General features: G+C 69.2%; 19 protein-coding genes, 1 pseudogene and 1 riboswitch. Of the genes and pseudogenes, 10 read left to right on the top strand and 10 right to left on the bottom strand.

Annotated features, from left to right (window positions below):
• Window positions 1-62: 62 nt before the first annotated feature.
• The 4 genes from cydD to hisC all read right to left on the bottom strand — a co-directional run bounded on the left by cydD (window position 63) and on the right by hisC (window position 7,367).
• Window positions 63-3,563, bottom strand: coding sequence for a thiol reductant ABC exporter subunit CydD (gene cydD / locus U5640_RS23400; RefSeq protein ID WP_340377722.1), 3,501 nt, complete (start codon window positions 3,561-3,563; stop codon window positions 63-65).
• Window positions 3,564-3,575: 12 nt separating this feature from the next.
• Window positions 3,576-4,583, bottom strand: coding sequence for a cytochrome d ubiquinol oxidase subunit II (cydB, locus tag U5640_RS23395; protein ID WP_340377721.1), 1,008 nt, complete (start codon window positions 4,581-4,583; stop codon window positions 3,576-3,578).
• Between the two features lie 20 nt (window positions 4,584-4,603).
• Window positions 4,604-6,112: a cytochrome ubiquinol oxidase subunit I gene (locus tag U5640_RS23390; RefSeq protein ID WP_340377720.1), complete on the bottom strand. Its 1,509-nt coding sequence runs from the start codon at window positions 6,110-6,112 to the stop codon at window positions 4,604-4,606.
• 175 nt (window positions 6,113-6,287) lie between these two features.
• Complete coding sequence (gene hisC / locus U5640_RS23385) at window positions 6,288-7,367, bottom strand: histidinol-phosphate transaminase (protein ID WP_340377719.1); 1,080 nt, start codon at window positions 7,365-7,367, stop codon at window positions 6,288-6,290.
• A gap of 404 nt (window positions 7,368-7,771) precedes the next feature.
• Between hisC and U5640_RS23380 the strand changes: the two genes are divergently transcribed.
• From U5640_RS23380 to U5640_RS23370, 3 genes are all read left to right on the top strand, one after another.
• On the top strand, window positions 7,772-8,884 hold the full coding sequence (locus U5640_RS23380; RefSeq protein ID WP_340377718.1) for a LacI family DNA-binding transcriptional regulator: 1,113 nt from the start codon (window positions 7,772-7,774) through the stop codon (window positions 8,882-8,884).
• A 390-nt stretch (window positions 8,885-9,274) separates the two neighbouring features.
• Complete coding sequence (locus tag U5640_RS23375; RefSeq protein ID WP_340377717.1) at window positions 9,275-10,357, top strand: metallophosphoesterase; 1,083 nt, start codon at window positions 9,275-9,277, stop codon at window positions 10,355-10,357.
• A 214-nt stretch (window positions 10,358-10,571) separates the two neighbouring features.
• On the top strand, window positions 10,572-11,450 hold the full coding sequence (locus tag U5640_RS23370) for a hypothetical protein (protein ID WP_340377716.1): 879 nt from the start codon (window positions 10,572-10,574) through the stop codon (window positions 11,448-11,450).
• An 89-nt stretch (window positions 11,451-11,539) separates the two neighbouring features.
• Here the strand turns inward: U5640_RS23370 and U5640_RS23365 are convergent, their stop codons facing one another.
• Window positions 11,540-12,958: a VWA domain-containing protein gene (locus U5640_RS23365; protein ID WP_340377715.1), complete on the bottom strand. Its 1,419-nt coding sequence runs from the start codon at window positions 12,956-12,958 to the stop codon at window positions 11,540-11,542.
• 129 nt (window positions 12,959-13,087) lie between these two features.
• On the opposite strand from U5640_RS23365, the gene U5640_RS23360 reads away from it, so the two are divergent.
• Window positions 13,088-13,501 (top strand): VOC family protein, encoded by a 414-nt coding sequence (locus U5640_RS23360; RefSeq protein WP_340377714.1) that lies wholly within the window; start codon window positions 13,088-13,090, stop codon window positions 13,499-13,501.
• 106 nt (window positions 13,502-13,607) lie between these two features.
• Here the strand turns inward: U5640_RS23360 and U5640_RS23355 are convergent, their stop codons facing one another.
• Complete coding sequence (locus U5640_RS23355; protein ID WP_340385709.1) at window positions 13,608-13,736, bottom strand: hypothetical protein; 129 nt, start codon at window positions 13,734-13,736, stop codon at window positions 13,608-13,610.
• A gap of 79 nt (window positions 13,737-13,815) precedes the next feature.
• Between U5640_RS23355 and U5640_RS23350 the strand changes: the two genes are divergently transcribed.
• The 3 genes from U5640_RS23350 to U5640_RS23340 all read left to right on the top strand — a co-directional run bounded on the left by U5640_RS23350 (window position 13,816) and on the right by U5640_RS23340 (window position 18,734).
• A complete protein-coding gene (locus U5640_RS23350) occupies window positions 13,816-15,381 on the top strand; it encodes a recombinase family protein (protein WP_340377713.1) in 1,566 nt (521 codons plus the stop codon).
• 300 nt (window positions 15,382-15,681) lie between these two features.
• Window positions 15,682-16,512 (top strand): hypothetical protein, encoded by an 831-nt coding sequence (locus U5640_RS23345; RefSeq protein ID WP_340377712.1) that lies wholly within the window; start codon window positions 15,682-15,684, stop codon window positions 16,510-16,512.
• On the top strand, window positions 16,509-18,734 hold the full coding sequence (locus U5640_RS23340) for a UvrD-helicase domain-containing protein (RefSeq protein WP_340377711.1): 2,226 nt from the start codon (window positions 16,509-16,511) through the stop codon (window positions 18,732-18,734). Before U5640_RS23345 ends, U5640_RS23340 begins: the two co-directional genes overlap by 4 nt.
• Window positions 18,735-19,019: 285 nt before the next feature.
• On the opposite strand, the gene U5640_RS23335 is transcribed toward U5640_RS23340, so the two are convergent.
• Together U5640_RS23335 and U5640_RS23330 are read right to left on the bottom strand one after the other, a co-directional pair.
• On the bottom strand, window positions 19,020-20,483 hold the full coding sequence (locus tag U5640_RS23335; RefSeq protein ID WP_340377710.1) for a replication initiator: 1,464 nt from the start codon (window positions 20,481-20,483) through the stop codon (window positions 19,020-19,022).
• Window positions 20,484-20,615: 132 nt separating this feature from the next.
• The gene (locus U5640_RS23330) at window positions 20,616-21,326 is read right to left on the bottom strand and encodes a DUF2637 domain-containing protein (protein WP_340377709.1); all 711 of its coding nucleotides are present in this window, start codon (window positions 21,324-21,326) and stop codon (window positions 20,616-20,618) included.
• A gap of 204 nt (window positions 21,327-21,530) precedes the next feature.
• On the opposite strand from U5640_RS23330, the pseudogene U5640_RS23325 reads away from it, so the two are divergent.
• Window positions 21,531-21,911: pseudogene (locus U5640_RS23325) on the top strand (XRE family transcriptional regulator); the annotation flags it as partial.
• Between the two features lie 2 nt (window positions 21,912-21,913).
• The gene (locus U5640_RS23320) at window positions 21,914-22,384 is read left to right on the top strand and encodes an NUDIX domain-containing protein (RefSeq protein ID WP_340377708.1); all 471 of its coding nucleotides are present in this window, start codon (window positions 21,914-21,916) and stop codon (window positions 22,382-22,384) included.
• Between the two features lie 114 nt (window positions 22,385-22,498).
• Here U5640_RS23320 and thiC read toward each other — a convergent pair whose 3' ends face one another.
• A complete protein-coding gene (gene thiC, locus U5640_RS23315; RefSeq protein WP_340377707.1) occupies window positions 22,499-24,319 on the bottom strand; it encodes a phosphomethylpyrimidine synthase ThiC in 1,821 nt (606 codons plus the stop codon).
• Window positions 24,312-24,500: riboswitch (TPP riboswitch) on the bottom strand. It overlaps the preceding gene by 8 nt.
• A gap of 71 nt (window positions 24,501-24,571) precedes the next feature.
• On the opposite strand from thiC, the gene U5640_RS23310 reads away from it, so the two are divergent.
• Entirely contained in the window at window positions 24,572-26,317 is a 1,746-nt protein-coding gene (locus U5640_RS23310; RefSeq protein ID WP_340377706.1) for a YibE/F family protein, read from the top strand.
• A gap of 100 nt (window positions 26,318-26,417) precedes the next feature.
• Here U5640_RS23310 and U5640_RS23305 read toward each other — a convergent pair whose 3' ends face one another.
• A complete protein-coding gene (locus U5640_RS23305) occupies window positions 26,418-26,864 on the bottom strand; it encodes an SsgA family sporulation/cell division regulator (RefSeq protein ID WP_340377705.1) in 447 nt (148 codons plus the stop codon).
• Window positions 26,865-26,958: the final 94 nt, after the last annotated feature.

The raw sequence follows: 26,958 nt of genomic DNA, 5'->3' as shown, positions 1-26,958 counted from the left end.
CGGTCGGCGGCCCCGGTCCTGTCGGAGGCGTACGCCCGGGGGACGCCTCACCCCCTGATGGCTCAACCCGCCGGCTGCACGCCCACCAGCAGGTCCGCCGCCGCCTCCCGCTCGGCCATCGCACGCAACGGTCCCTCGACGGACGCCAGTTCCGCGTACGTGCCGCGCTGCACGATCCGGCCCGCGTCGAGGACCACCACCTCGTCCACCGCCCCGAGACCGGCCAGCCGGTGGGTGATGAGCAGGGTGGTACGGCCCTCGGTCGCGGCCAGCAGGTCCGCGGTGAGCGCGTCGGCGGTCGGCAGGTCGAGGTGCTCGGCGGGCTCGTCGAGCACCAGCACCGGGAAGTCGGCGAGCAGCGCGCGGGCCAGCGCCAGGCGCTGCCGCTGACCGCCGGAGAGCCGGGCCCCGTGCTCGCCGACGAGCGCGTCGAGGCCGTCGGGCAGTCCCTCCGCCCACTCCAGCAGCCGGGCCCGCGCCAGCGCGTCCCGCAGCTCGTCCTCACTCGCGTCCTTCCGCGCCAGGAGCAGGTTCTCGCGCACCGAGCTGTCGAAGAGATGCGCGTCCTGGGCGCACAGCCCGACCAGGCGGCGCACGTCGTCGCCGTCCAGAGCCGCCGCGTCCACCCCGCCGACGGTGTACGAGCCCGCGTCGGCGTCCAGGAAGCGCAGCAGCACCTGGGCGAGCGTCGTCTTGCCGGAGCCGGAGGGCCCCACCACGGCGATCCTGTGCCCCTGCGCCAGCGTGAGGTCGACCCCGGCGAGCGCGTCCCGGTCCTGCCCCGCGTGCCGGGCGGTCAGCCCCCTGACGGCGAGCGGGAACGGCATCACGGGCGCCTGCCGGGGCCGTTCCGGCTCACGCACCGGGTCGGGGGAGTCCAGCACCTCGTACACCCGCTCGGCGCTCCTGCGGACCCGCTGGCGGTACTGCACGGCGAGCGGCAGCCCCAGGACCGCCTCGAAGGCGGCCAGCGGGGTCAGGACGACCACCGCCATGGTCACGCCGTCCAGTCGCCCGGCGGCGACCGCCTGGGCCCCCACGAGCGCCGCGGCGGCCACGGTCAGTCCGGAGACGAGGGCCGTCAGCCCGTCACCCAGGGCGGTGGCCGTGGCGGCCCGCGAGGCGATCCGGGTGAGCACGCCGTCGGCGGCCCGCACCCCGGCCCGGCGGGCGGGCAGGGCGCCCGCGACGGTCAGTTCGGCGGTACCGGTGAGCAGGTCGGCCGTCCGGGTGGCGAGCACGCCCCGGGCAGGGGCCAGCCGGCGTTCGGCCCGGCGGGCCACCACCGCGGTGACCAGCGGAACGCCCACCCCGGCCGCGAGGAGCCCGGCGGCGAGCACCGCGCCCGCCTCGGGCAGCAGCCACGCCGTGAACGCCACCGACCCGGCCGACACGACGGCGGCGGCAGCGGCGGGCAGCAGCCAGCGCAGCCAGTAGTCCTGGAGGGCGTCCACGTCGGCGACCAGCCGGGTCAGCAGATCGCCCCGGCGGGTCGTGCGCAGCCCGGCGGGCGCCAGCCGCTCCAGGCGCCGGAACACCGCCACCCGGGTGTCGGCCAGCATCCGCAGCACGGCGTCGTGCGACACCAGCCGCTCGGCGTACCGGAACACCGCGCGGCCGATGCCGAAGGCGCGGGTCGCCGTCACCGCCACCATCAGGTACAGCACCGGCGGCTGCTGCGAGGCCCGCGAGATCAGCCACCCGGAGGTGGCCATGAGCCCGACGGCACTGCCGAGGGCCATGGCGCCCAGCAGCAGCGCGAGAGCGAGCCGGCCACGGCGGGCGCCGGCCATGCCCCGGACACGGGCGAGCACCCCCTGCCGGTCGGCGACGGAGGTGGTCCCGGCGGCGGCCGGGATACCCGGCGTCGGCGCCTCCTGCGGGGCGGGGGCGGCCGTGACCTGGGCGGCGGACCTGCGGGGGCCGGTGCCGGCGGGCTCCGCCAGCCGGACGATCCGGTCCGCCGCACCCAGCAGCGCCGGACGGTGGACGACCAGGAGGACCGTCCGGCCGGCCGCCAGTCGGCGTACGGCCGTCACGATCTCCGCCTCGGTCGCGCCGTCGAGCGCCGCCGTCGGCTCGTCGAGCAGCAGGACGGGACGGTCGGCGAGGAAGGCGCGGGCCAGGGCGAGACGCTGGCGCTGGCCCGCGGACAGGCCGGTGCCGTCCTCGCCCAGGACGGTGTCGAGGCCCTCGGGCAGCGCGGCCACGAAGTCCAGCGCTCCCGCGTCCGCCAGCGCCCGCCGTACGGCCGCCTCGTCGGCGTCGGGACGCGCCAGCCGTACGTTCTCCGCGATCGTCCCGGCGTACAGGTGCGGGCGCTGCGGCACCCAGGCGATGCGCGAGCGCCACTGCTCCAGGTCGAGATCGGCGAGGTCGGCTCCCCCGATCCGCACCCGGCCCCCGGTGGGCCGTACGAAGCCCAGCAGGGTGTGCAGCAGCGTCGACTTGCCCGCGCCGCTCGGGCCGACCAGCGCGACGGTCTCCCCCGGTGCGACGGTGAACGACACCTCGGAGAGGGCGTCGACGGCGCGGTCCGGGTAGCGGACGGTCACCCCCTCGAAGACCAGCGGGCCTTCGGGGACCTCGGCGGTGCCGGGGGCCGGGAGCGGTGTCTCCAGGACGGCGAAGATCTCCTCGGCGGCCGCGAGCCCCTCGGCGGCCGCGTGGTACTGCGCGCCGACCTGCCGCAGCGGCAGATACGCCTCGGGCGCCAGGACCAGGATGACCAGGCCGATGTACAGGTCCATCTCGCCGTGCACGAGCCGCATGCCGATCGTCACGGCCACCAGGGCCACCGAGAGGGTCGACAGCAGCTCCAGCGCGAAGGAGGAGATGAAGGCGATCCGCAGCGTCCGCATGGTCGCCCGGCGGTACTCGCCGGTGATCCGCCGGATGGACTCGGCCTGTGCCTTGGCCCGCCCGAACACCTTCAGCGTGGGCAGCCCCGCGACCACGTCCAGGAAATGCCCGGACAGCCGGGACAGCAGCCGCCACTGACGGTCCATCCGCGACTGGGTGGCCCAGCCGATCAGCACCATGAAGACCGGGATCAGGGGGAGGGTGGCGACGATGATGGCCGCCGACACCCAGTCCTCGGTGACGATCCGCGCCAGCACCGCGACCGGCACGACGACGGCAAGCCCCAGCTGGGGGAGGTAGCGCGCGAAGTAGTCGTCGAGGGCGTCGACCCCCCGAGTGGCCAGGGCGGTCAGGGAGCCGGTGCGCTGTCCGCCCAGCCAGCCGGGACCGAGCGCGGTGGCCCGCTCCAGGAGCCGCCCCCGCAGCTCCGACTTCACCGCCGCGCTCGCCCGGTGGGCGCCGAGTTCGGTGAGCCAGGAGACCAGGGCACGGCCGGCCGCGACCGCCGCCAACAGCAGCAGGGGGGTGCGGAGTCCGGAGACGCCCAGTCCGTGCTGGAACGCGCCGACCACCACCTCGGCGACGAGCATCGCCTGCGCGATGACCAGGAGCGCCCCGACGGCGCCCAGGCCGACCACGGCCAGCAGGAAGGACCGGGTGGCCCGGGCGTGACGGAGGAGACGCGGGTCGATCGGTTTCACGTGAAACACACCTCAGTGGGCGACATCGGCGGCGATGTGCTGGGTACCGATCCGCTTGCGGAAGACCCAGTAGGTCCAGCTCTGGTAGAGCAGGACGAGCGGGGTGGCGATCCCCGCGCACCAGGTCATGATCTTCAAGGTGTACGGGCTGGACGAGGCGTTGGTGACCGTGAGGCTCCAGTCCTCGTTCAGGCTGGACGGCATGACGTTCGGGAAGAGCGTCAGGAAGAGCATGGCCACAGCGGCCACGATGGTGACGCCGGAGAAGGCGAACGACCAGCCCTCGCGCCCGGCCTGGTTGGCCACGAGCGCGGCGACCAGGGCGGCGACTGCGACGACCAGCGCGACCAGGCTCTTGGCGTCACCGCTGTCGACCTGGGTCCACGACAGGAAGACCAGCGCGACCACGGCCGTGACGAGGCCGACGTAGAGGGCCAGCTTCCGGGCCCGCTCCCGGATCTCGCCGACGGTCTTGAGGGCGGTGAAGACCGCCCCGTGGAAGGTGAACAGCGTCAGGGTCACCAGACCGCCGAGCAGGGCGTACGGGTTGAGCAGGTCCCCGACGGTCCCGACGTACTCGAAGTGCCGGTCGATCTTCACGCCGTGCACGATGTTGCCGAAGGCCACGCCCCACAGGAACGCCGGGAGCAGCGAGGTCCAGAAGATCGCTGTCTCCCAGTTGCGCTGCCAGTTCTCCTCCGGCCGCTTCGCCCGGTACTCGAAGGCGACGCCCCGGACGATCAGGCAGACCAGGATGAGCAGCAGGGGCAGGTAGAAGCCGGAGAAGAGCGTGGCGTACCACTCGGGGAAGGCGGCGAAGGTGGCGCCGCCGGCCGTGAGCAGCCACACCTCGTTGCCGTCCCAGACGGGGCCGATGGTGTTGATCAGCACCCGCTTCTCGAGCCGGTCGCGGGCCAGCAGCCTGGTGAGGATGCCGACTCCGAAGTCGAAGCCCTCCAGGAAGAAGTAGCCGGTCCACAGGACGGCGATCAGGACGAACCAGACGTCGTGCAGTTCCATGACTGTGCAGCTCCCTCGGCCTAGTAGGAGAAGGCCATCGGCTTGTCGGCGTCACGGGAGTCGCCGCCGATCTTCGTGGGCGGGTTCAGGTCGGCCTCGGTGAGCTCCGGCGGACCGGCCTTCACGTACTTCAGCAGCAGCTTGACCTCGACGACGGCGAGGACGGCGTACAGCGCGGTGAAGACGATCATCGAGGTGAGGACCTCGGCCTGGGAGACACCGGGGGAGACCGCGTCGCGGGTCTGCAGGACGCCGTAGACGACCCAGGGCTGGCGGCCCATCTCGGTGAAGATCCAGCCCCAGGAGTTGGCGATCAGCGGAAAGCCGAGGGTCCAGATCGCGACCAGCCAGTACAGCTTGGAGAGCTTGGGGCTGAGGGCCTTGTTCCGGAAGAGGACGAGGTGGGGCACCTCGTCGTCACCGACCCGCAGGTGCTGGGGGAGCAGGAACTTCTTGCGGGTGAGCCAGAGTCCGGCGAGGCCGATGGTGAACGACGCCATGCCGAAGCCGATCATCCAGCGGAAGCCCCAGTAGGCGACGGGGATGTTGGGCCGGTAGTCACCGGGCCCGTACTTCTCCTGCTCGGCCTTGTTGACGTCGTTGATGCCGGGGACGTGCGAGGTGAAGTCGTCGTTCGCCAGGAAGGAGAGCAGGCCGGGAATCTCGATCGCGACCTTGTTGTGCCCCTTCTCGACGTCGCCGTAGGCGAAGACCGAGAACGGCGCGGGCGCCTCACCGTCCCACAGGGCCTCGGCGGCGGCCATCTTCATCGGCTGCTGCTTGAACATCACCTTGCCGAGGACGTCACCGCTGACCGCGGTGAGCAGTCCGGCGATGACGACGGTGACCAGGCCCAGCCGCAGCGAGGTCTTCATCACGGCCACGTGCTTCTTGCGGAAGAGGTGGAAGGCGGCGATGCCGACCATGAAGGCGCCACCGGTCAGGAAGGCCGCCGACAGGGTGTGGAAGACCTGGCTGAGCGCGGTGTTCTGGGTGAGCACGGCCCAGAAGTCGGTCAGCTCGGCGCGGCCCTTCGCCTCGTTGATCCGGTAGCCGACCGGGTGCTGCATCCAGGAGTTGGCCGCGAGGATGAAGTAGGCCGACAGGATCGTGCCGATCGAGACCATCCAGATGCAGGCCAGGTGGATCTTCTTCGGCAGCTTGTCCCAGCCGAAGATCCACAGCCCGATGAAGGTGGACTCGAAGAAGAAGGCGATGAGGGCCTCGAAGGCCAGCGGGGCGCCGAAGACGTCGCCGACGAAGCGCGAGTAGTCGGACCAGTTCATGCCGAACTGGAACTCCTGCACGATGCCGGTGACGACGCCCATCGCGATGTTGATCAGGAAGAGCTTGCCCCAGAACTTGGTCGCCCTGAGGTACTTCTCCTTCTCCGTGCGCACCCAGGCGGTCTGGAGCCCCGCGGTGAGCGCCGCGAGGGAGATGGTCAGGGGTACGAACAGGAAGTGGTAGACGGTCGTGATGCCGAACTGCCAGCGCGCCAGGGTCTCCGGCGCCAAAGCCAGGTCCACGTCGCCGCTCCTTACCTCACAGGCTTGTGGAACATACGCTCAGCGAGCGCTTGTGAAAGCGTTCACATTCACAAGCTAGTATGACAAACGCGTCCGGGACAAGGGAAAGGGGGTCCCCTTACCGCAGGGAACCCCCTCCACGCACCTCTGAACTGCGCGAACGCGCCAGTGTCGGCTACATCTCCTTGCGGAAGCCCTCCGCCGCCTTCAGGAAGATGTCGTTCGCCTCGGTCTCACCGACCGTCACCCGGACGCCCTCCCCGGGGAACGGCCGGACCACGACCCCGTGCTGCTCGCACGCCGCTGCGAACGCCGCCGTGCGCTCCCCCAGCCGCAGCCACACGAAGTTGGCCTGGCTGTCGGGCACCGTCCAGCCCTGGGCCCGCAGCCCCTCGACGACCCGGGTGCGCTCACCCACCAGCGAGCCGACCCGGCCGAACAGCTCGTCCTCCGCGCGCAGCGAGGCGATCGCCGCCTCCTGCGCCAGCTGGCTCACCCCGAACGGCACCGCCGTCTTGCGCAGCGCCTCCGCCACCCGCTCGTGCGCGATCGCGAAGCCCACCCGCAGCCCGGCGAGACCGTACGCCTTCGAGAACGTCCGCAGGACGCACACGTTCGGCCGGTTCCGGTACAGCTCGACGCCGTCCGGCACCTCGGGGTCGCGGATGAACTCCCGGTAGGCCTCGTCGAGGACGACCAGCACGTGGCCCGGCACCCGGTCGAGGAACCGTTCCAGCTCGGCCCGGCGGACCACCGTGCCGGTCGGGTTGTTGGGGTTGCAGACGAAGATCAGCCGGGTCCGCCCGGTGATCGCGTCGGCCATCGCGTCCAGGTCGTGCACGTCCCCGTCGGTGAGCGGCACCTGCACCGGGGTCGCACCGCTGATCCGGGTGATGATCGGGTACGCCTCGAAGGAGCGCCAGGCGTAGATCACCTCGTCGCCGGGGCCCGCCGTCGACTGCACCAGCTGCTGGGCGACGCCGACCGAGCCGGTGCCGGTGGCGATGTGCGAGGCGGGCACGCCGAAGCAGCCGGAGATCTCCTCCACCAGGCCCGTGCAGGCCAGGTCCGGGTAACGGTTGAAGGCGGCGGCGGCCGCCGTCACAGCCTCCATCACGCCGGGCAGCGGAGGGTAGGGGTTCTCGTTGGAGGACAGCTTGTAGGCCACGGGACCGCCGGCCGCGGCGGGCTTGCCCGGCTTGTAGGTGGGAATTCCCTCCAGCTCGGCACGCAGCTTCGGGCTCGTCTCGCTCACCGCAGTCCTCCTCGTGACCACCACCGGCTCCGGCTCCCGGCTTCAATACTGCTCACCTTATGAGGATTGGGGGGCGGGCGAACAGGTGCGGACGGATCTCCGCGACCTCTGCGGACGAAGCCGCACGAAGGCGTACACGTCAGGGGGCGCGCCGTACATATATCTACGCGCCGGTGGCTCACGCCGTGGCGCGCATCCCTCGTGCAGGTGAGTTGAGACCTCTTCGAAACATCGGCGCGTTGGCAGGCTCATCCGTGCCAACACGCCACGTCTTGGGATGTGAACGCTCAACTTTCTTGTTTTCTAAGGTGTTTAGCCCCTGACAGCCTTGCAGAAACGTGCCTGTCAACGCGTGCATATGCGTCCGCCCTACCCCACCGAATGAGCCCTACTATCGGCTCGCCATGACAGCAGCAGGGAAGCACCAGGTGAGCCGCGCGGAAACCTCACGCCGAGGCAACCGGCCGGGCCGGGCGGGCATCAGGGACGTGGCCGCCGCCGCCGGAGTGTCCATCACGACCGTCTCCGACGCCCTCAACGGCAAGGGCAGGCTCCCCGACGCCACCCGACGCCACGTCCGCGAGGTCGCCGACCGACTGGGCTACCGGCCCTCAGCCGCCGCCCGAACCCTCCGTACCGGCAAGTCCGGCCTCATCGGTCTGACCGTGACGACGTACGGGGATGAACCTTTCACCTTCACCGAGTTCGCGTACTTCGCGGAGATGGCGCGCGCCGCCACCTCGGCCGCGCTCGCCCGCGGCTACGCGCTCGTCATCCTCCCCGCGACCTCGCGCCACGACGTGTGGTCGAACGTCGCCCTGGACGGCACGGTCGTCATCGACCCGTCCGACCAGGACCCGGTGGTCAGCGAGCTCGTGCGCCAGGGCTTACCGGTGGTCTCCGACGGCCGCCCGGTCGGCTCGCTGCCGGTGACCGCCTGGGTCGACAACGACCACGAGGCCGCCGTCCTCGACATCCTCGACCACCTGGCCGCCGCCGGCGCCCGCCGCATCGGCCTGCTCACGGGGACCACGACGGACACGTACACGCACCTGTCCACCACGGCCTATCTGCGCTGGTGCGAGCGGGTCGGGCAGGATCCGGTGTACGAGGCCTACCCCGCCCACGATCCGTGCGCGGGCGCCGTCGCCGCCGACCGACTGCTCGCCCGCCCGGACCGCCCCGACGCGGTCTACGGCCTGTTCGACCCGAACGGCACCGATCTGCTGGCCGCCGCCCGCCGCTACGGGCTGCGGGTGCCGGAGGACCTGCTGCTGGTGTGCTGCAGCGAGTCCACGGTGTACGCCAGCACCGAGCCGCCCATCACCACGCTCTCCCTGAAGCCCCGCCGCATCGGCACGGCGGTGGTCCAGCTCCTCATCGACGCGATCGAGGGCGTGGACGCGGACTCACCGGTCGAACAGGTGATACCGACCGAGCTGATCATCCGTACCTCTTCCCAGCGGCGTCCGCCCCGGACGACGGTCAGCCCGCCGCGGACGCCGGAGAAGGGGTAGCGGGCGCGCGCGGGGCCTCGCCGCTCGGGGGCCTCGGCACGCGCGCGGGGGCGTGGGCCCCCTCGACAGGGGCGCGGAGGGGGCGCGGAGGCGGTCCGTCCGTGCGGTCGGGCCGTCCGACCCTCCGGGGTCGCCCCGGGAAACCGGTTCCCCGCCCCCGCGGCGGGACCCGGCGCGTATGAGTGCGGTGTGCGCCGGGTGTGTACCGGCTGCAGAAGCCCGGCCCAATCGGGGCGAAAGCGGCGATGAACTGGACCCTTGCTCCGATTCACCACCCCTGGGTCATCACACGGCTCGATCCGCATTCCTATGATGGGCGCACGGCACCGCGGGCGGCTTCGACCAAACAGCCCGCAGGGTGCAGCTGCGGCGCGATGGTGGAGGGGTCTGATGACTCAGGGGGCCGGTCAGGGACCGGAGGCGGAGCGGACGGCGACGTTGCGCGACTTCCGGGTGCCCGCATATGTGCACGAGACCGGTCCGTACGACCAGAACACACATCCCGGCAACGCCGCGCCGCCCTTGGAGGACGCCGTGGAGCATCCCGAGGGCTACACGCCCACCCAGCGCGACCTGCCGGTCATCAAGCGCGGAGACACCCTCCAGCTGCCCGTGGACCCGGCGCCCGCCCCCGCGGCCCAGCCCTCGGCCGGCCCGGGGCCCCTGTTCGTCGTCGGCGACGTGCACGGCTACCTCGACGAGCTGCTGGCCGCGCTCCGGGAGAAGGGCCTGGTCGACACGGCCGGCAACTGGTGCGCGGGCACCGCCCGGCTGTGGTTCCTCGGCGACTTCACCGACCGCGGCCCGGACGGCATCGGCGTCATCGACCTCGTCATGCGGCTGTCCGCCGAGGCCGCGGCCGCCGGCGGCTACTGCAAGGCCCTCATGGGCAATCACGAGCTGCTCCTGCTCGGCGCCAAGCGGTTCGGCGACACCCCCGTCAACTCCGGCGCGGGCACCGCCACCTTCCAGGCCGCCTGGCTGCTCAACGGCGGCCAGAAGAACGACATGGACCGCCTCCAGGACCACCACCTGCAGTGGATGGCCCGGCTCGACGCCGTCGAGGAGGTCGACGGCCATCTCCTCGTGCACTCCGACACCACCGCCTACCTCGACTACGGCGACTCGATCGAGGCGGTCAACGACACCGTCCGCGAGACGATCACCCGCAACGACGCGGACGAGGTGTGGGATCTCTTCCGCAAGTTCACCAAGCGCTTCTCCTTCCGGGACGAAGGTGGAGCCGACGCCGTCCGTTCCCTGCTCGATACGTACGGCGGTACCCGGATCGTTCACGGACACAGCCCGATCCCTTATCTGCTGGGCGAAGTCGGCTCGGAGGAGGACGAGGACGGCGACGGCCCGCACGTCGAGGGACCGCACGTCTACGCCGACGGACTGGCCATCGCGATGGACGGCGGCGTGACGATGGCCGGAAAGCTGCTGGTCCAGCAACTGCCGCTGGACGACTGAGCATTCGGGGGCGAACGGCCGTGCGCGCGCTCGGCGAGTGCGCCCCCCGTGCGCGCGGTCGGCGACGGTGCAGGTCGGCGGCCAATTTCGGCAAACCCCCTGTCACCGCGACCCGTCGCCGCTCTACCATCGGCTTATCCGTAGCAGGCTCCCCTCCGTTTCTGCCCGACGGCTCGTTGGCATGCGAGCCCCAAGCCCTACGGAGCATCGGGGGATGCACATGAACAGCGTTCCGCAGCACCTGCTCAGTGAGGACCGCCAGGAGTACGAGCGGGTCCTCGACGAGGCGCTGCGCTCCGCACCACATCATCCGGAACCGGCCGCTGTGGGACAGCGGCTCAATCCCGAACAGCTGCGCACCATGGCGCTCAACGCCTCCGCACTCATCACGGCGGCCGCGGCGACCGAGTACCAGCACTACATAAAGGTCCGCGAGGAACTGCGTCACCCGGCGCCGTCCACCCCTTCGTCCCCGCATGAGTCCGGTTCGGGGGAGCCGGGCGCGGGCGCGGTGGGGCTCGCGACCACCGTGGGCGACGCGGCGCAGGCCGCCGAGGCCGCCGGAGCGGGCGCCGTGGCCGTCGCCGCCGTGCTCACCCCGGTCCTCGCCGGCACCGCCGCGTTGATCTTCCTGCTCGTCGGTTACCTCCTGCGGGCGGTGGACCCCGACAGGACGGCCGCCCACGCCATGCTCAACGTCGGATGGACGTTCGGGGCGATCGCCGCCCTGGCGATCCTGGTCGCCACCGTGGGGCTGCTGCTCACCGCCCTGCGCAACCGTCCCTCCCTGGAGGCGGGACCGTACGGCGAACTGAACGACGAGGTCGAGCGCGCGAAGGACGCCTGGCGGGAGGCCCTGCTGGAGCGGGGCATCCTGCCGTTCCTGCGGGAGGCCCTCGCCGCCCCGAGCACGACGCTCCTTTCCCCCCACCCGGCCCCGCCCGCGCCCACCGGCCGGCTGCCGAAGATCGGATACGACCGTCCGGGCTTCACCAGCCCCGACGACGGCCCCGCGGCGGGCCCGCGCCCGAGCTTCACCAGCCCGGACTACACGAGCCCGGACTTCGGCGGACCGGAGCACCAGCCGGAATAGCCAGTCGGCTTGCGCCCCCGCATACCTGGGGTCGGGGAGCGCAAGCCGATCGGTGGGGGGTGTCGTGGTGGCGGGTTTCCTACGGCCGCTCAGAGGATGCCGGCGCGTCCGGCCTCCGTGATCCAGGACGGGAACTCCGACAGCAGCCGGTCGTAGAGTTCCTGATCCGGGACGGCGCTGATGTCGTCCACGGCGAAGAAGCCGACGTTGTCCACGCGTCGGCCGGGGAGGGTGTCGAACCGCTCCAGAACGCCGTAGTTGGACCGGCCGAGCCCCACGAACTGCCAGAAGACCGGTTCCTCGACCGCCGCGCGCAGCTCCTGCTCGATCGCCGCGTCGCGGTAGACCCCTCCGTCCGAGAAGAACAGCACCAGCGTGGGCAGGGGCGTGGGATTCTCCCGCACATACGCCCTGACCTCGGCAATCGCCTTCTGCTCCTCGTTCTGGATGCCGACCGCCCGCATGTCCACCTGACCGGGCTCCAGCCCCTTGCGGGGTTTCTTGCCGCGACGGAACAGACTGATCTCGCCCACCCGGACATGCAGCCGCAGCCACTCGGGGAGTTCCGCGAGCCGGAGATCGGGGAGCCGGGCGGGATTGCTGGCGAACGTCCAGGCCTGCATCTCACCGTCGTCGTCGAGCTGCGCCGCCACCGCGGCCATGCGCTCCACGACGTCCGCCACGACCCCGCGCGAGTACAGGAACGCCATGGATCCGGAGGCGTCCAGCACCAGCAGGATCCGCGCCCGGACACCGGCGGCCCCGCGCTTGCTCAGGCTGACGGCGACCTGCTCCTTGCGCAGAGAGAGCCGCTTGCGCATGTCGACGGGAAGCTGCTCCTCGCCCTTGATCAGGTGGGGCGTGACCGCCGGGACGGCCGAGGGGGAGGGGGGCTGGGCGGGGGGCGCCGGTGCGGGCCGGGCGGGGGCCGCCGGTGCGGGCTGGGCCGGGGCGGGGGGCCGGACGGGCGGCGGCTCCTCATCGACCGTGATGCCGAAGTCGGTGGCCAGGCCGGCGAGTCCGGAGGCGTACCCCTGACCGATGGCGCGGAACTTCCAGCGTCCCTCGCGCAGATACAGCTCGCCGCAGAGGAACGCGGTCTCCGTCTCGGCCCGCATCTCGAAGCGCGCCAGTTCGGACCGCCCGTCCGGGCCGAGCAGCCGGAGCGTGAGCCCGGCCACCTGCCCGAAGGTGCCGCCGTCGGCTGACGCCCCCAGCACCACCCGCGTGACGGCGCTCTCCAACGCGGCGAGGTCCACCTGGACCGTGTCGGTCAGCACCCCGTCGGCCCGCTGTTTGCCGAGGTGGGTGACGGCGCCGGAGGCATGGCGCGGCTGGTTGTAGAAGACGAAGTCCCCGTCGTCCCGCACCCGTCCGGCGCCGGTCAGCAGCAGCGCGGAGGCGTCGATGTCCGGCCCTCCGGCTCCCTCGGACCAGCTGAGCTCCGCCCGGACGGCGGAGGAGTCGACCGGCACGTTCGCGCCCTTGCTCATGGATCGCGCGTTCATGGGCTCAGTCAAGCACCTGGAGCGCTGCCGGAGCCCGCGCGTCCACCGCCCCGGTCTTGATGGCGGCTCCCCATCGGCGGATCGTGAGAAGGGACGACGCACCCGGTCACCCGACCCCAAGGAAGCCTCATGCCTCCCCCGACTCCGCCTCCCGCCCTGCGTGTGAGGGGCTTCGACCACCTGGTCCTCAATGTCGCCGATGTCGAACGGTCCCTGGACTTCTACACCGGGCTTCTCGGCCTGGAACCGGTCCGCGTGGCCGAGTGGCGGGCCGGCGAGATCCCCTTCCCCTCGGTGCGGATCACCCCCGAGACGATCGTCGACCTGCTGGAGCGCCCCCGCGGGGAGTCGAACGTCGACCACATCTGTCTCACCGTCGACCCCGTGGACTGGGAGGAGTTCATCGCGGCCGGAACCCTCACGGTCCTCGAAGGCCCCGCACAACGCTTCGGCGCACGCGGCATCGCCACGTCGGTCTACATCGCGGACCCGGACGGCAACACCGTGGAACTCCGCTGGTACCCCCAGGACACCCCGCCCTGACGGGGGGCGCGGGACCGGGGCGACCGGAGGGGGGAGACGACGGAGCCGGGACGAGGGAGCCGGAAGGCCGAGGGCATGCCCCCCGGCTCCGCCCGCCGCGCGGGACTCAGTCCGCGATCGGCAGATACACCCTGTTCCCGCCGGCCGCGAACTCCTTCGACTTCTGGGCCATGCCCTCCTCGACTTCCTGCCGGCTTCCCCCGTGGGTACGGCGGATGTCCTGGGAGATTTTCATCGAACAGAGCATTAGCAGAGTATCCATATGGTCTAGGGTCATTGGCAGACAGCCGCATGAGACCCGAGGGGGGCCGCCCATGGAGAAGCGCGAAGAGCTGGTCAGCAGGTTGCGCGGGGTGCCCGAAGGCGCGCCGTCCGTGGACGAGGTTCGAGCGATGCTCGCCGCGGACCCGACACTCAAATGCGTCGTCTGCTACGCGCGCATCTCGTTCGACGGACGGGTCAAGGACGCCCACGGCATCGAGGACCAACACCGCGAGATGGGCGACCATGCCCGCGCGTTCAACTGGCTGGTGGTCTACCGGTACACCGACAACGACAAGAGCGCGAGCAAGGAAAGCGTCGTTCGCGACGACTTCGAGCAGCTCATCACCGACCTGAAGGCCGGCCACACGCCCGAGGGCTACCCCATCCATGGCGTGATGGCCGTGAACGATGACCGCCTCTACCGCCGGCCGAGCGACTGGGAGCGGTACCTGAAGGCGTTCACACACCACGAAGGCCGCGTCTACCACGACTCGAACGGCATCCAGGATCTCTACGCCGAGGGGTTCGAGATCAAGGGTCTCGTGGGCGTGGCCATGTCGCTCAGCGAGACGAGGAAGAAGCAGCGCCGCTCACGCAACAGCCACCGCAACCGCGCAGTTCGCGGCCTGGCCGTTTCTGCGTGGCGCCCGTTCGGCTGGGAGGACGACAAGGTCACGCTTCGCCCGAAGGAGGCGGACGCCGTCCGCCAGGCCGTCAAGGACGTGATCGCGGGGGCGTCCATCTCAGAGATCACCCGGCAGTGGAAGGAGGCCGGCTTCATCACGAGCCGGGGCAATGCCTTCCAGTACCAGACCGTCAAGCAGGTGCTGATGAACCCACGCCTCTGCGGCTACCGGGAGATCAAGGGCGAGCTCGTCCACGACGGCGACGACAAGCCCGTGGTCGGCACGTGGGAGGCGATCGTCACTCCCAAGGAGTGGTACGCCGTGACCCACACGATCCGCGAGCGGGGACGAGGGTCCGGGGTTCCGACGGGCGGTCTGGTGCACAAGTACCTGCTGACCGGCATCCTCCGATGCGGCAACGTGCTGGAGGACGGGACCGTCTGCAACAACAAGATGATCGGCATCAAGGCGAACGACTGGCTTAAGTACAAGCACGCCTACATGTGCAAGAAGACCGTCGACGGAGGCTGCAACAAGACGTACAAGCGGGGCGACGAGACCGACCGGTTCGTGGAGGACGTGGTCATCGCCAAGCTGGAGAAGGACGCCGCCAGCAAGTCCCGCGACGTGCCCGACTGGGACAAGGCCGAAGCCCTCGAACGCGCCATCCGCAGCCGCAAGGAGCTGGAGCGCCGATGGCATGACGACGATGACACCGACATCGACGACGAGGCGTTCTTCCGGAACCTCCCGGTGATCGAGCGCCGCATCAAGGAACTACGGGCCGACCAGGCGAAGAACGAAGCGCTGAAGGCGGAGGCAGAGGCGGCAGAGGCCGACATCGCCTCGTCGTTCAAGGGCAAGACGCTGACGCAGAAGCGCAAGGCCATAAAGGATGCGCTCGTAGCCGTTGTGGCCGTCCCCGGCGGCAAGGGGAACAAAGCGTTCGACTACGAGCTACTCAAGCCTGTGTGGCGCACTTCCGAGTGAAGCTACGTGCCACTTGCTCCCGTCACACCACTCGCGGGCGACCCCTAGTTCCAGCGATCAACTGCCGTGTTATAGGCCACGCTGAAGCTCATCACATGTCCATCCACTGAGGGAAGTACGCGGCAGGGTGGGACGACTTGGAGGCCAGCCAGTTCTACCGGGGCGGAAGGTTGTCCTCACCTGCTGTCTCGCAGGAGGGGCTGGGCACTTCTACCCGGTTCCCGGAAGCTCACGTGCACCGTACTGCAGTCGGATACGTTGGCGGCACGATGTGAACCGGATGGGTGGGAGGGGCGTGCCGTGGACGAGCCGTTCGCTGAATTCCGTGAGGTCAGCGTGACAGACCCATTGCGACAGGGTGATGTCCTGGAAGCCGTTGCCCCCGAAGCAACAATGTGGCAGCGGCACCTACTCGTCGTGACGGCCGACTGCGACTTCGCCAATGCGAAGCACCAAGGCCGCGTCACCTGCGTTCCCATGCTCGCGGCAGAGGAGTACCTGTCGGAGATGCAGGTCCCCAAGCTCCGTGAACAGCTGGCCAAACAGCAGGTGAGAGAGTTGCGACAGATCCTCTCGAAGTCTGCGGCCCCCACCATCACCGAACGCCGACTTCGGGAGTGGCCGAGCGAACAAGAACCCATCGACATTGTCAGCATGCTCAACCTGCAGCCCGCAGAGGCTCAGAGGGCCAAAGCCGCTCTCGAAGCCATTCGCATGATGGACACGGAGGCGGACAGCCTCAAGGAGAGCATGCGCCTGTTCGTAGAGGCTCAACTCATCGGCATTAACCCACCCAAGCGGGAGAATGCAGTCAAGCGGGTGAAAGAGAAGCTGCGAGAACCCTATGCCCAGCCCCCTGGCGACGCACTGTTCCTGACAGCCATCGGGCCTGGACAGGACTCGGGATACTTCGCCTATCTCCGCCACATCGAACAGGTCTGGGAGCCCGTGATTTCGCTTGGGCCGTCGCACCAAAATGTCGCGTACCGCCGAATCTCACGTATGCAAGACCGGTTCGCTCACGCCCTTGTACAGAAGTTCGCCACGGTGTTCATGTCGATCGGGCTTCCTAAGCAATACGAAGACCTTCGCGATCTGCACGCTGACTACCTTGGAGAGGATCTCACGTGAAGCCTCTGATTACGACCGTCCGCGCACTGAGCGAGCTAGCTACCGGCCTATCCCCTGACGCCGTCTCCTCGTCAGCCGTCCTCTTCGAATTCAGCACCGAGGCGGCCGACTTTATCCTCTCCGTGGATGACGATGAAGAAGTTCAGCGCGTCGTCCTCATGCGCGAGCAGAACAACAAAGAGCCATTCGTTCCAGAGCATCTCGTAAGCCTAAGAAGAGAAGTCCTGAGCCGGATGAAGAGCTTTGCTGAAAGAGCTAGGACTCCGGGGCCTCTTTCCCTTCCGAAGCAGTGGCACCAATACAAGCACAACAACCTTATCGCTTTCAGGGCAACATCAAAGAAGGATGCCCACGAGAGTCGATGGGTTACGGAAGTTATCCCTGGCCAAAGAGCCGACATCATCTTCTGGACGACCACTACAGCGGACAACAAATCGACGCTGGAGCAGTTCGACTCCAGGCGGCCTACCGCACCCGACATCAACGCGGACTGGCCACTCGCCATCACGGCCTCTCAAGAATACTTCAGCGAGGAACGCACCCAACCCGCAGATGTCGAGATGAGCCTTCCGGCGCTCGAACAGTCGACGACCAAGGGCTGGTCATACCAACAATGGCTGGAGGCAGTCAGCAACGAGCAGCGTGCATTCATCGAGGCAGAGACGGAAAAGTCGATTCGCCTTCGAGGCCCTGCCGGCTCCGGCAAGACGCTCGCCCTGACACTCAAGGCGATCCGGGAGGTGCTCCACGCCCGCGCAGCCGGAGAGGATGTGCGTGTTCTCATCGTGACCCATAGCTGGGCGTTGGCGGCTCAGATCTCGGACTCAATCGACTCGATGGGCCTCGGGCTCTTGCAGGAAATCGATGTATTCCCCCTGCTCGAACTTGCAACGATGATTTCCCCTCAGTACGTGCAGGACGAATCCTCTGGTTTCAGTCTGATTGGAGAGGACAGTCTCAGCGGCAAGCAGGCCCAGTTGGATGAGATCCAGGAAGTGCTGGATGAGTTCATCAATGGCGACTGGATCACCTACAAGGGGAAGGTCAGCGAAGGGCTGCGCGCGAGGTTCGATTCGAACGACGATGATGAACGGCGCGCACTCGCCTGGGATCTACTCATCGAGTTTGGATCCGTCATCGGCGCTGCGGCAATCTTCCCCGGGGCTGGAGCCGATCTGCGGTACTTCCAACTGCCGCGGGCGTCATGGATGCTGCCCCTCAGCCGCGACGACCAGCGGGTCGTCTTCGAGTTGTACACACGATATTGGGCAAGCCTCGACGAACGCTCACTCACTACATCCGATCAGGTGCTTGCGGACTTCCTGATCCACCTGTCGACGAATACATGGAACCGCGCCCGCCGAGTTCAAGGATACGACTTGGTATTTGTAGACGAATTCCATCTATTCAATCCACTGGAGCGACAGGTGCTCCACTACCTCACCCGTGATACGTCGGTCTACCCCCGCGTATTCATGGCCGTGGATCCTCGACAGTCACCGTCCGAGGCGTTCATCGGTCTGGCTGCCGACGGGACCAGGTCGACAAGTGGTGTGCCCGAGGACGACGACCTCGGCGAGGTGGCGAACTTCGAACTCACTACCGTCCACAGATTCACGCCACAGATCCTCGAGCTCATCAAGCACGTACATCACGAGTTCCCGACCCTCGACCTCGGCCATGAGTGGGACATCGACTTCTCCAGGGTGGAGTCTGCGCAGGCCGATGGTGCCCCGCCGTACCTGATCTCCGCCGCTTCTCGCGTTGGCGAGGAGGATGACATCGTCCGCGCGGTACAGGACTTGTATCCCTCAGGCCGGCTAGCGCTCGCGGTGGTGGACTTCCGCCAATGGTCAAGGTTCAGCAGGCTCGCCTCACGAATCGGGCACTCGGGCAAGTTCCATGTGTCCACCGTCACTGGTCGATCCGACATCGAGGGTCTCGGCTACCGGCGTCGCGGGCTGGTCGTCGGAACAGCGGAGCATCTTGCGGGGCTGCAGTTCGACGCAGTGCTTGTGGCGGGGATCCCGGATCTGAACTCGTCCACACCGACCGCCAACGAACGCATCCGGTACCTGTCGCTCCTCTACCTCGCGCTCAGCCGCGCACAGAGGGAAGTGCGTGTCTTTGTTAACGAGGACGACGATGGCGGAGCGCCGGAAGTCCTTCTGCGTGCACGCAACAACCAACTGATGGAATCGAACCAGGGAAGTCGCCTCTAGCCACCGATGCCGGTGCTTTACCGCGGCTCCGGCCAGGGTTCGGATCCTGCTGGCGCCATCTGCGCACTACCCAGTGAATGGCCGATGGCGACCCATCAAGATCACCGACTAACCGAACTAGTCAAGCCTGTGTAGCGCACCTCCGAGTGAGGCGGATGCCCAGCACCGTGCCGATGCTCTTGAGCTGGGCGTCACTCAGCGGCGGGGCCTCGTCCACGCACTTCCGGATCCATCGTTCCCTGGCCTCGTCCGCCAGGGAACGAACCGACTTCTCCACGACCGTGATCACTGCCAGGGGTTCCCTTCTGTCTTGAGGCGTTCGACCTGGGCGAGGTCGTGGCGGACCTGGTTGGCGAGAAGTTCCTCGCCTGGGCGGTAGCCGGAGGCGAGGTAGGCCCAGGAGGATTCGGTGACGAGGGTCGTGTTCTCGTCGAGGGCCGGGTGGCCGGCGCGGGCGCGGGCGGTCTCGGCCTGTGCGGTGCGCCAGGCGCGGCGTACGTCGCGGAGTGCGCCGAGGGTGGTCGAGTAGGCGCGGGACTTGGTGGAGAAGTGGCCCCGGAAGCCGAGCATGTGGGCCCACTTCCAGAGCTTGAGGTCCGCGAATTCCGGCAGGTGGCCGAGCGCCCAGGCGGTGCGGATCATCTGCCGTACGTGCTGCTGGACCTGGAGGTCACGCAGGGGTTCGGCCTGTCCGGTGCCGTCGCAGTCGGCGCACAGGTCGCGGAAGCCGTCCGGGCCGCTGGTGTATCCGCGTCCCGCGCAGGGGCGGCAGACAAGCGTGCGGTCAACCGTGCCGGAGCCCTCTGCGCTCTTGGTGGCGTACTTGGCGACGTAAGCGGCCACCTTCTGGTCGGTGAGTTCGCCGTCCCCCAGAGCCTTGATCTCCCGCACGTCGATGCGGTCGCCCCAGGCGATGACGCGTTCGCCCACGGCGTCCGACTCGATCGTGAGCTGGGCGCGTCGGGCAGCGGCGCGTACGGCGTGGTCCAGGGCATCGAGGGTGGCCCAGGGCGGGGGCGCGGTGGTGTGTCCGTCGGGGCCGTCGAGGCGGATCACGGCGTGGAAGTGGACCAGGCCGCGCTTCTGGTACTCGGCGACCTTGGCGAAGGAGACGCGTAGAGCTGCCTTCAACTCCTTCTGTGTGATGCCGAGTTGGGCAGCTAGTTCGCGGCGGAGGTAGATGGTGAAGCGTGCCCAGAGCGCTCCGGCGTGTGCGTTCCAGAGCACGGCGCCGGTGTAGTCGTACGAGGTTGGGGCGAGCGGCGTGCCTAGGGCGGGGTCGTCCTCGGCGTGGTGCCGGCCGCAGCGGCAGTCCAGGGGCTTGCCCGAGGGTGTGGTGGGGCGGTTGTGGACCGGGCCGAAGGAGGGCGCGGTGAGCGTGGCGAAGACGCGGGGGTGGGTGCGGACGTCTTCGGCGACGGTCTTGCCTCCGGAGAGTCCGGCCTTGATCAGGTGGTAGGTGTCTGCGGCGTAGACGCGGGAGCAGGCTGGGCAGCGGGAGGCGCGGCGGTTGCCGCAGGTGGTGAGGAGTCGGCCGGTGGGTTCGTCGGCGGTGGAGTAGGCGCGGACCACGGTGCGGGTGGCGGCGTCGAGGGTGGCGGTGTGGCCGACGAGGTTGACCGGGCGGGTGCAGCCGCGGACGTTGCGGATCTGATCCGCCACGCGGTCGAAGTCTTCGAGTTGGGCCAGCTCGATCAGGTCCCGCAGGGCGGGGCTGACGACGTGGCGCAGGTCCAGGGGGCGCTTCATGGGGCGGGGTCTCCCTTCGTGCTGGGCTGGGGCCCCGAGCAGGCCGACGGATGCGCGGGCTGCTCGGGGCATGGCGGACCGGGCCCCTTGGGGGCCGGGTGCTGGAGGGGAGCCGGAAGGCCGGCGGGAGGGTCAGGCCGTCAGGGCCGAGTGCAGGGCGGTGGCCATGGGCAGGCCGACGCCGAGCCGCGCCTTGAGCTGGGCGGTGGTGATGGGCTCGCCGTGCTGGACGCGGTGGGCGTCCGCGATCGAGCGCGCTTCGTTCAGCAGCGGCTCGGGCACCTTGGCCGCAGGCACCGGGGCCGGGGTGGGCACGGGCGGGGCCGTCACGGGCACGGGCTCGGGCACGGGGGCCGGATCGGCAGGGGCCGGGGTGGCGGCAGGCTCGTCTTCCTCGGCCGGGACGACCGGCGCGGGAACGGGCCGGGGTTCCGGTCTCGGCTCCGTGCCGACGGGGACGGGCGCGGGGGTGCCGATGGTGTGGAAGGCCCGGAGGAGCTGGGGGCCGACGGCTCCCCAGCCGAGGAGGAGCAGCGGGGCCACGGCGTCCACGGCAGCGCGGCCGTAGTGGCCGGCGGCCAGGGGCTCGGCGATGTTGAGGGCCAGGGTCAGCAGGCCGGAGAAGTGCATCAGCCGGGTAGCGGCCATCATCTGCTCCGGCGGGACACCGCGCAGCGAGAGGTAGCGCAGGGCCACCAGGAGTCCGACCACGGACAGGTCCACCATCGGAGCGATCAGCGGCGCGATGGGCTCGGGGATGCCGAGCCGCAGGGCGAGGGCCCAGACGTTGCCGAAGGAGAAGACGAAGGCCAGAGCGGCGATGACGCCCATGACCACGGTCACGGTGCGCTGAGGTGATCCGGTCCTCAGACAAAGGGATTCACCTCCTCTCAACAGCACGCAGGGATAAGTGGATTGGCCGTCTGGACTATGCGGCGAGCGGCTCCTCACCCTCGTCGTAGCCGTCGTACTTGGTCAGGTCGATGCCGGCGGGGAGCCGGGCGGAGAGCAGGTCGGCGGGGTCGGCCGTGAGGTGGGCGGTCTCATCTCTTGCGGGAGCGAGCCGCAGAGGGCTGCGTGATCCGGATCGCGGTGGGCGACGCCGACAGCGAAAACGTCCGGGCGCGCGGCCAGGAGGAGAAGTTCGGGCACGGCATCGAGTCCCGTTGCCAACTGGCGCTCATGCACTACCGGCCCCTGATCGGCGTGCCGGGCATCGACATCCGGACCCACGGGACGACGCTCTACAACTCGCTCTACCGCGCCGATGATCAGTGTCTGGTCAATGCCCACGTCTGGGGGGTCAACGCGTACGGGGCCCCGGTGTGGCATCTTCGGCGGAGCGGCGAGGGCGGCATGTTCGACACCTACGCCGAGAGCTTCGACGCGGTGTGGTCCACGGCGACGCCCGTACGGCACGAGGGGTGACCATGGCACGGACCGAGTACTACGACGACTCGAACGCGCCCAAGCCGAACAGCATGGTTGTCGCAGCCTCAGCCGTCGTCACCGACGATCAGGGGCGCATCCTGCTCCAGCGCCGACGCGACAACGATCTGTGGGCCCTCCCGGGTGGAGGGATGGACCTCACCGACTCTCTTCCCGGCACAGCCGTCCGCGAGGTCAAGGAAGAGACCGGCCTCGACGTGGAGGTCACGGGACTGGTCGGCACGTACACCGACCCGAAGCACATCATCGCCTACACGGATGGCGAGGTGCGTCGGCAGTTCAACGTCTGCTTCACCGCGCGGATCGTCGGCGGAGAACTGGCGATCTCCGACGAGTCGACGGAGCTACGGTTCGTCCCTCCAGACGAGCTGGACCGACTTCCGATGCACCACACGCAGCGACTCAGGCTCCGCCACTTCATGGAGCACCGCGAGCAGCCCTACCTCGGCTGACCCCGTCAACATGTGCTGGTGGACGCTCCGACGTCAAAAGATCAGTCCGCAGAACGACGAAGGCTGACCGACGACTCCCCCCGGAATGCCGTCGGTCAGCCTCATTTGCGCAGGTCAGTCCGCTAGCGGAAGGTAGACACGGTTGCCGGAAGCCGCGAACTCCTTCGACTTCTCCAGCATCCCGGCCTCGATCTCCTCCGGGGTGGCGTCCGCCTCGCCGCCGAACTGCTCTGTGATGCTTCTGCTGATCTTCATCGAGCAGAACTTCGGCCCGCACATCGAGCAGAAGTGAGCCGTCTTGGCCGGCTCGGCCGGGAGGGTTTCGTCGTGGAAGTCGCGGGCCGTGTCCGGGTCGAGGGCCAGGTTGAACTGGTCCTCCCAGCGGAACTCGAAGCGGGCGTCGGACAGCGCGTCGTCCCACTCCTGTGCTCCGGGGTGGCCCTTGGCGAGGTCGGCGGCGTGGGCGGCGATCTTGTAGGTGATGACACCGGTCTTGACGTCGTCACGGTTGGGCAGGCCCAGGTGCTCCTTGGGCGTGACGTAGCAGAGCATGGCCGTGCCCCACCAGGCGATCATCGCGGCGCCGATGCCGGAGGTGATGTGGTCGTACGCCGGGGCGACGTCCGTCGTCAGCGGGCCGAGGGTATAGAACGGAGCTTCATCGCAGATCTCCTGCTGAAGGTCGATGTTCTCCTTGATCTTGTGCATCGGGACGTGCCCCGGGCCCTCGATCATGGTCTGTACGTGAAAACGCTTGGCGATCGTGTTGAGTTCCCCGAGCGTGCGCAACTCCGCGAACTGCGCCTCGTCGTTGGCGTCCGCGATCGAGCCCGGCCGCAGACCGTCGCCCAGCGAGTACGTGACGTCGTAGGCGGCGAGGATCTCGCAGAGTTCCTCGAAGTTCTCGTACAGGAACGACTCCTTGTGGTGCGCCAGGCACCAGGCCGCCATGATCGAGCCGCCGCGCGAGACGATGCCGGTCTTGCGGTTCGCGGTGAGCGGGACGTACGCGAGGCGCACGCCCGCGTGGACCGTCATGTAGTCCACGCCCTGCTCGGCCTGCTCGACGACGGTGTCCTTGTAGATCTCCCAGGTCAGTTCCTCGGCCCTGCCGTCGACCTTCTCCAGCGCCTGGTACAGCGGCACCGTGCCGATGGGCACGGGGGAGTTGCGCAGCACCCACTCCCGGGTGGTGTGGATGTTACGGCCGGTGGAGAGGTCCATGACCGTGTCGGCGCCCCAACGGGTCGCCCAGGTCATCTTCTCGACCTCCTCCTCGATGGAGGAGGTCACCGCCGAGTTGCCGATGTTGGCGTTGACCTTCACCAGGAACCTCTTGCCGATGATCATCGGCTCGATCTCCGGGTGGTTGACATTGGCCGGCAGCACCGCGCGCCCGGCCGCGATCTCCTCGCGCACCACCTCGGGAGAAACGTTCTCCCGGAGGGCCACGAACTCCATCTCGGGCGTGATCTCGCCCCTGCGGGCGTACGCGAGCTGGGTGACCGCGCTGCCGTCCCGGCTCCGGCGCGGCAGCCGCGGGCGGCCCGGGAACACCGCGTCGAGGTTACGCAGTCCACCCCGCGGCGAGGTGTGCTTGACGCCGTCGTCCTCGGGCCGGACCGGTCGGCCCGCGTACTCCTGTGTGTCACCGCGGGCGATGATCCAGTTCTCCCGCAGCGGCGCCAGGCCCCTGCGAACGTCGGTGTCGGCGAGCGGATCGGTGTACGGTCCGGAGGTGTCGTACAGCGTGACCGACTGCCCGTTGGTGAGATGCACCTGGCGGACCGGCACCCGCAGGTCGGGGCGAGCGCCCTCGATGTACCCCTTGTGCCAGCCGATGGACGTCCCGCTCTTCTCGCCGGTCGCCTCGGCCGTGTCCGTCTCGGCCGCGTTCTGCGTGAAGGCAGGCGTGCGTGCGTCCTTGTTGGTCATGAGACCTACTCCCTACGCCGGCATTACCCGGTAACAGGTTCGGCGGTCGACGCAGCGGCTACCGTCTGCCGACGTTTCATGTGAAACATCACTCGCTGTGGTGACGTTCCACGTGAAACATCGCGAAGACGGAGGTCAGCGCCCTCTCAGCCCGGTGCTCCGAGCTCCCGCGTGTGCAAAAGTGGCTCCACGCTAGCGGTAGGTGTGGCGCGGTGAACAGTGGGCCTCAGCCGTTCTTGCGATGATCGGGCGGTGACCACGACACACCAGCCCCCGTATCCGCCCGGAGAGCCGCCCCGCAGGCCCGGCACCGGTGGCGGCCCGGGTCCCGGACCGGCCAACGCTCCGCAGGGCGGACCGGCCGCACAGGGGCGCCAGGACGAACGCGACTTCAGCTTCGGTGGTGGGTTCGACCGCGGCCACGAGGTCGGGCCCGGCTACGGGCAGCGTCCGGGCCCCCGTCCCGGGCCTGGACACCACGGGCCCGAGCACCACGGGCCCGAGCACCACGGACCTGCGCATCATGGGCCCGAGCACCACAGGCCCCAGCACTCCGGGCCCGGAGCAGGCGGAGGCCACCGGCACGGTTTCGAGGACGGTCACACCGGCGCACAGGGCAGCGGTTCCGAAGGCGGACACGGATCCGGGCATGGACACGGACACGGGCATGGGCACAGCCACAGCCACGGTCCGGCCGCACCGGTCTCCAAGCATCTGCGCAAGGTCATCGGAGCCGTCCTGATCCCCTTCGCCGCGGCGGTACTGGTCGGGCTGGTGGTGCTGTGGCCCGGCGGTGCCCCGGCGCATGAGCGGACCGGCGTCGGCTTCGACCGGCAGACGCAGCACGCCACGGTGACCAAGGTCGTCAAGGTGAGCTGCCAGTCGGTGAACGCCTCCGGTGGCACGCCGATCGGCGGCGCTTCCCCCGCCGACGGCTCGTCCGCCGAGAAGAAGGGAGGCGACACCTGCAAGAAGGCCACGATCCGCGTGGACACCGGCGACGACAAGGGCCGGACGTTCACCGAGATCGTCCAGCCCGACCAGTCCCGCCAGTTGGAGCAGGGCGAGCAGGTCGTGGTCGCCTACGAGCCCTCGGCCCCCAAGGACCTGCAGTACTCGGTCACCGATGTGAACCGCCGGATCCCGATGACGGTGCTGGCCGTGATCTTCGCGGTCGCCGTGGTGGTCGTCGGGCGGCTGCGCGGTGTGATGGCCCTGGTGGCGCTGGCCGCGAGCTTCCTGATCCTGAACTTCTTCATCCTGCCCGCGATACTCCAGGGCTCGAACCCGCTGCTGGTGGCCGTGGTGGGGTCCAGCGCCATCATGTTGATCGCCCTGTATCTGTGCCACGGGCTGTCCGCCCGTACGTCCGTCGCCGTGCTCGGCACCCTCATCTCGCTGATGCTGATCGGCTTCCTCGGCTCCTGGTTCGTCGACTGGGCCGCGCTCACCGGCAACACGGACGACAACACCGGCCTGATCCACGGTCTGTACCCGTCGATCGACATGAGCGGCCTGCTGCTCGCCGGCATCATCATCGGCTCGCTCGGCGTGCTCGACGACGTGACGGTCACCCAGACGTCCGCGGTCTGGGAGCTGCACGAGGCGAACCCGGCGATGGGCTGGCGCGGGCTGTACCGGGCCGGCATCCGCATCGGCCGCGACCACATCGCGTCCGTGGTGAACACGCTCGTGCTCGCCTACGCCGGTGCCGCGCTGCCGTTGCTGCTGCTCTTCTCGATCGCGCAGAGCAGCGTGGGCACGGTCGCCAACAGCGAGCTGGTCGCCGAGGAGATCGTGCGCACGCTGGTGGGCTCGATCGGTCTGGTCGCGTCGGTGCCGGTCACCACGGCCCTCGCGGCTCTCGTGGTCGCCGCCGACCGTCCGGAACCGGGTACGGCGGCGGCTGCGGCGGTTCCTGAGACGGCCCCGGCAGGGGCGCCGGAAGCAGGTCCCGGGCAGCCGCGCGGCGGCCGGGGGAGACGGCGCAAGCACTGACGTCGGGGGCGGGCGCCGGAGCGACCGCCCCCTGAAGAAGCGTTCCTGCATGGCCCCACCCCCCTGGCGAAGCGTTACGCCTGCGCCGGCTGTCGGAGGGTCAGCCGGCGCTCTGCTCCTCCGCGAGGATCCGGTCCAGCGCCTCGTCGAGGTGGGCGTCGAAGTCGGCGAGCGCCCCTTCCTGCCCCAGCGGGACCAGCTTGTCGGTGCGGTCCAGGAAGGCCACCAGAGGCGCCGCCGAGGACCGGAACAACGCCTGGTCACCGCCCACCTGAAGCCGGATCAGGACCTCGCCGAACGCATCGGGGTCCACCGGCGAGACCCGGACGTCCCCCTCCCCGCACGGCCTGCCCACCCCGTCGATGAGCAGCTCGCGCCCGAACGCCCAGGTCACCGGGGCGTCACCGGGAAGGTGGAAGGTGAGCCGTACGGCATAGGGATCGCGCGACTCATAGCCCAGCTCCACCGGGATGCGGAACGAGAGCTCCTCGGACACGAGGAAGCTCATCATGACTTCTGCCTGAACTGCCTGTACGGACTCGCGCATCGCGTTACCCCGTCATTTGCCGTCGAATGGCCGGTAATCAACCCCTGACACTGCACCGCATCTTGCTGAACGTGCACAACAGATCACAAGGAGT

Origin of the sequence: Streptomyces sp. SS7, assembly GCF_037993025.1 — a bacterium.
Classification (GTDB): domain Bacteria; phylum Actinomycetota; class Actinomycetes; order Streptomycetales; family Streptomycetaceae; genus Streptomyces.
Note: the sequence above shows the minus strand (reverse complement) of the source record. Positions and strands in the feature narration are given on the sequence as shown.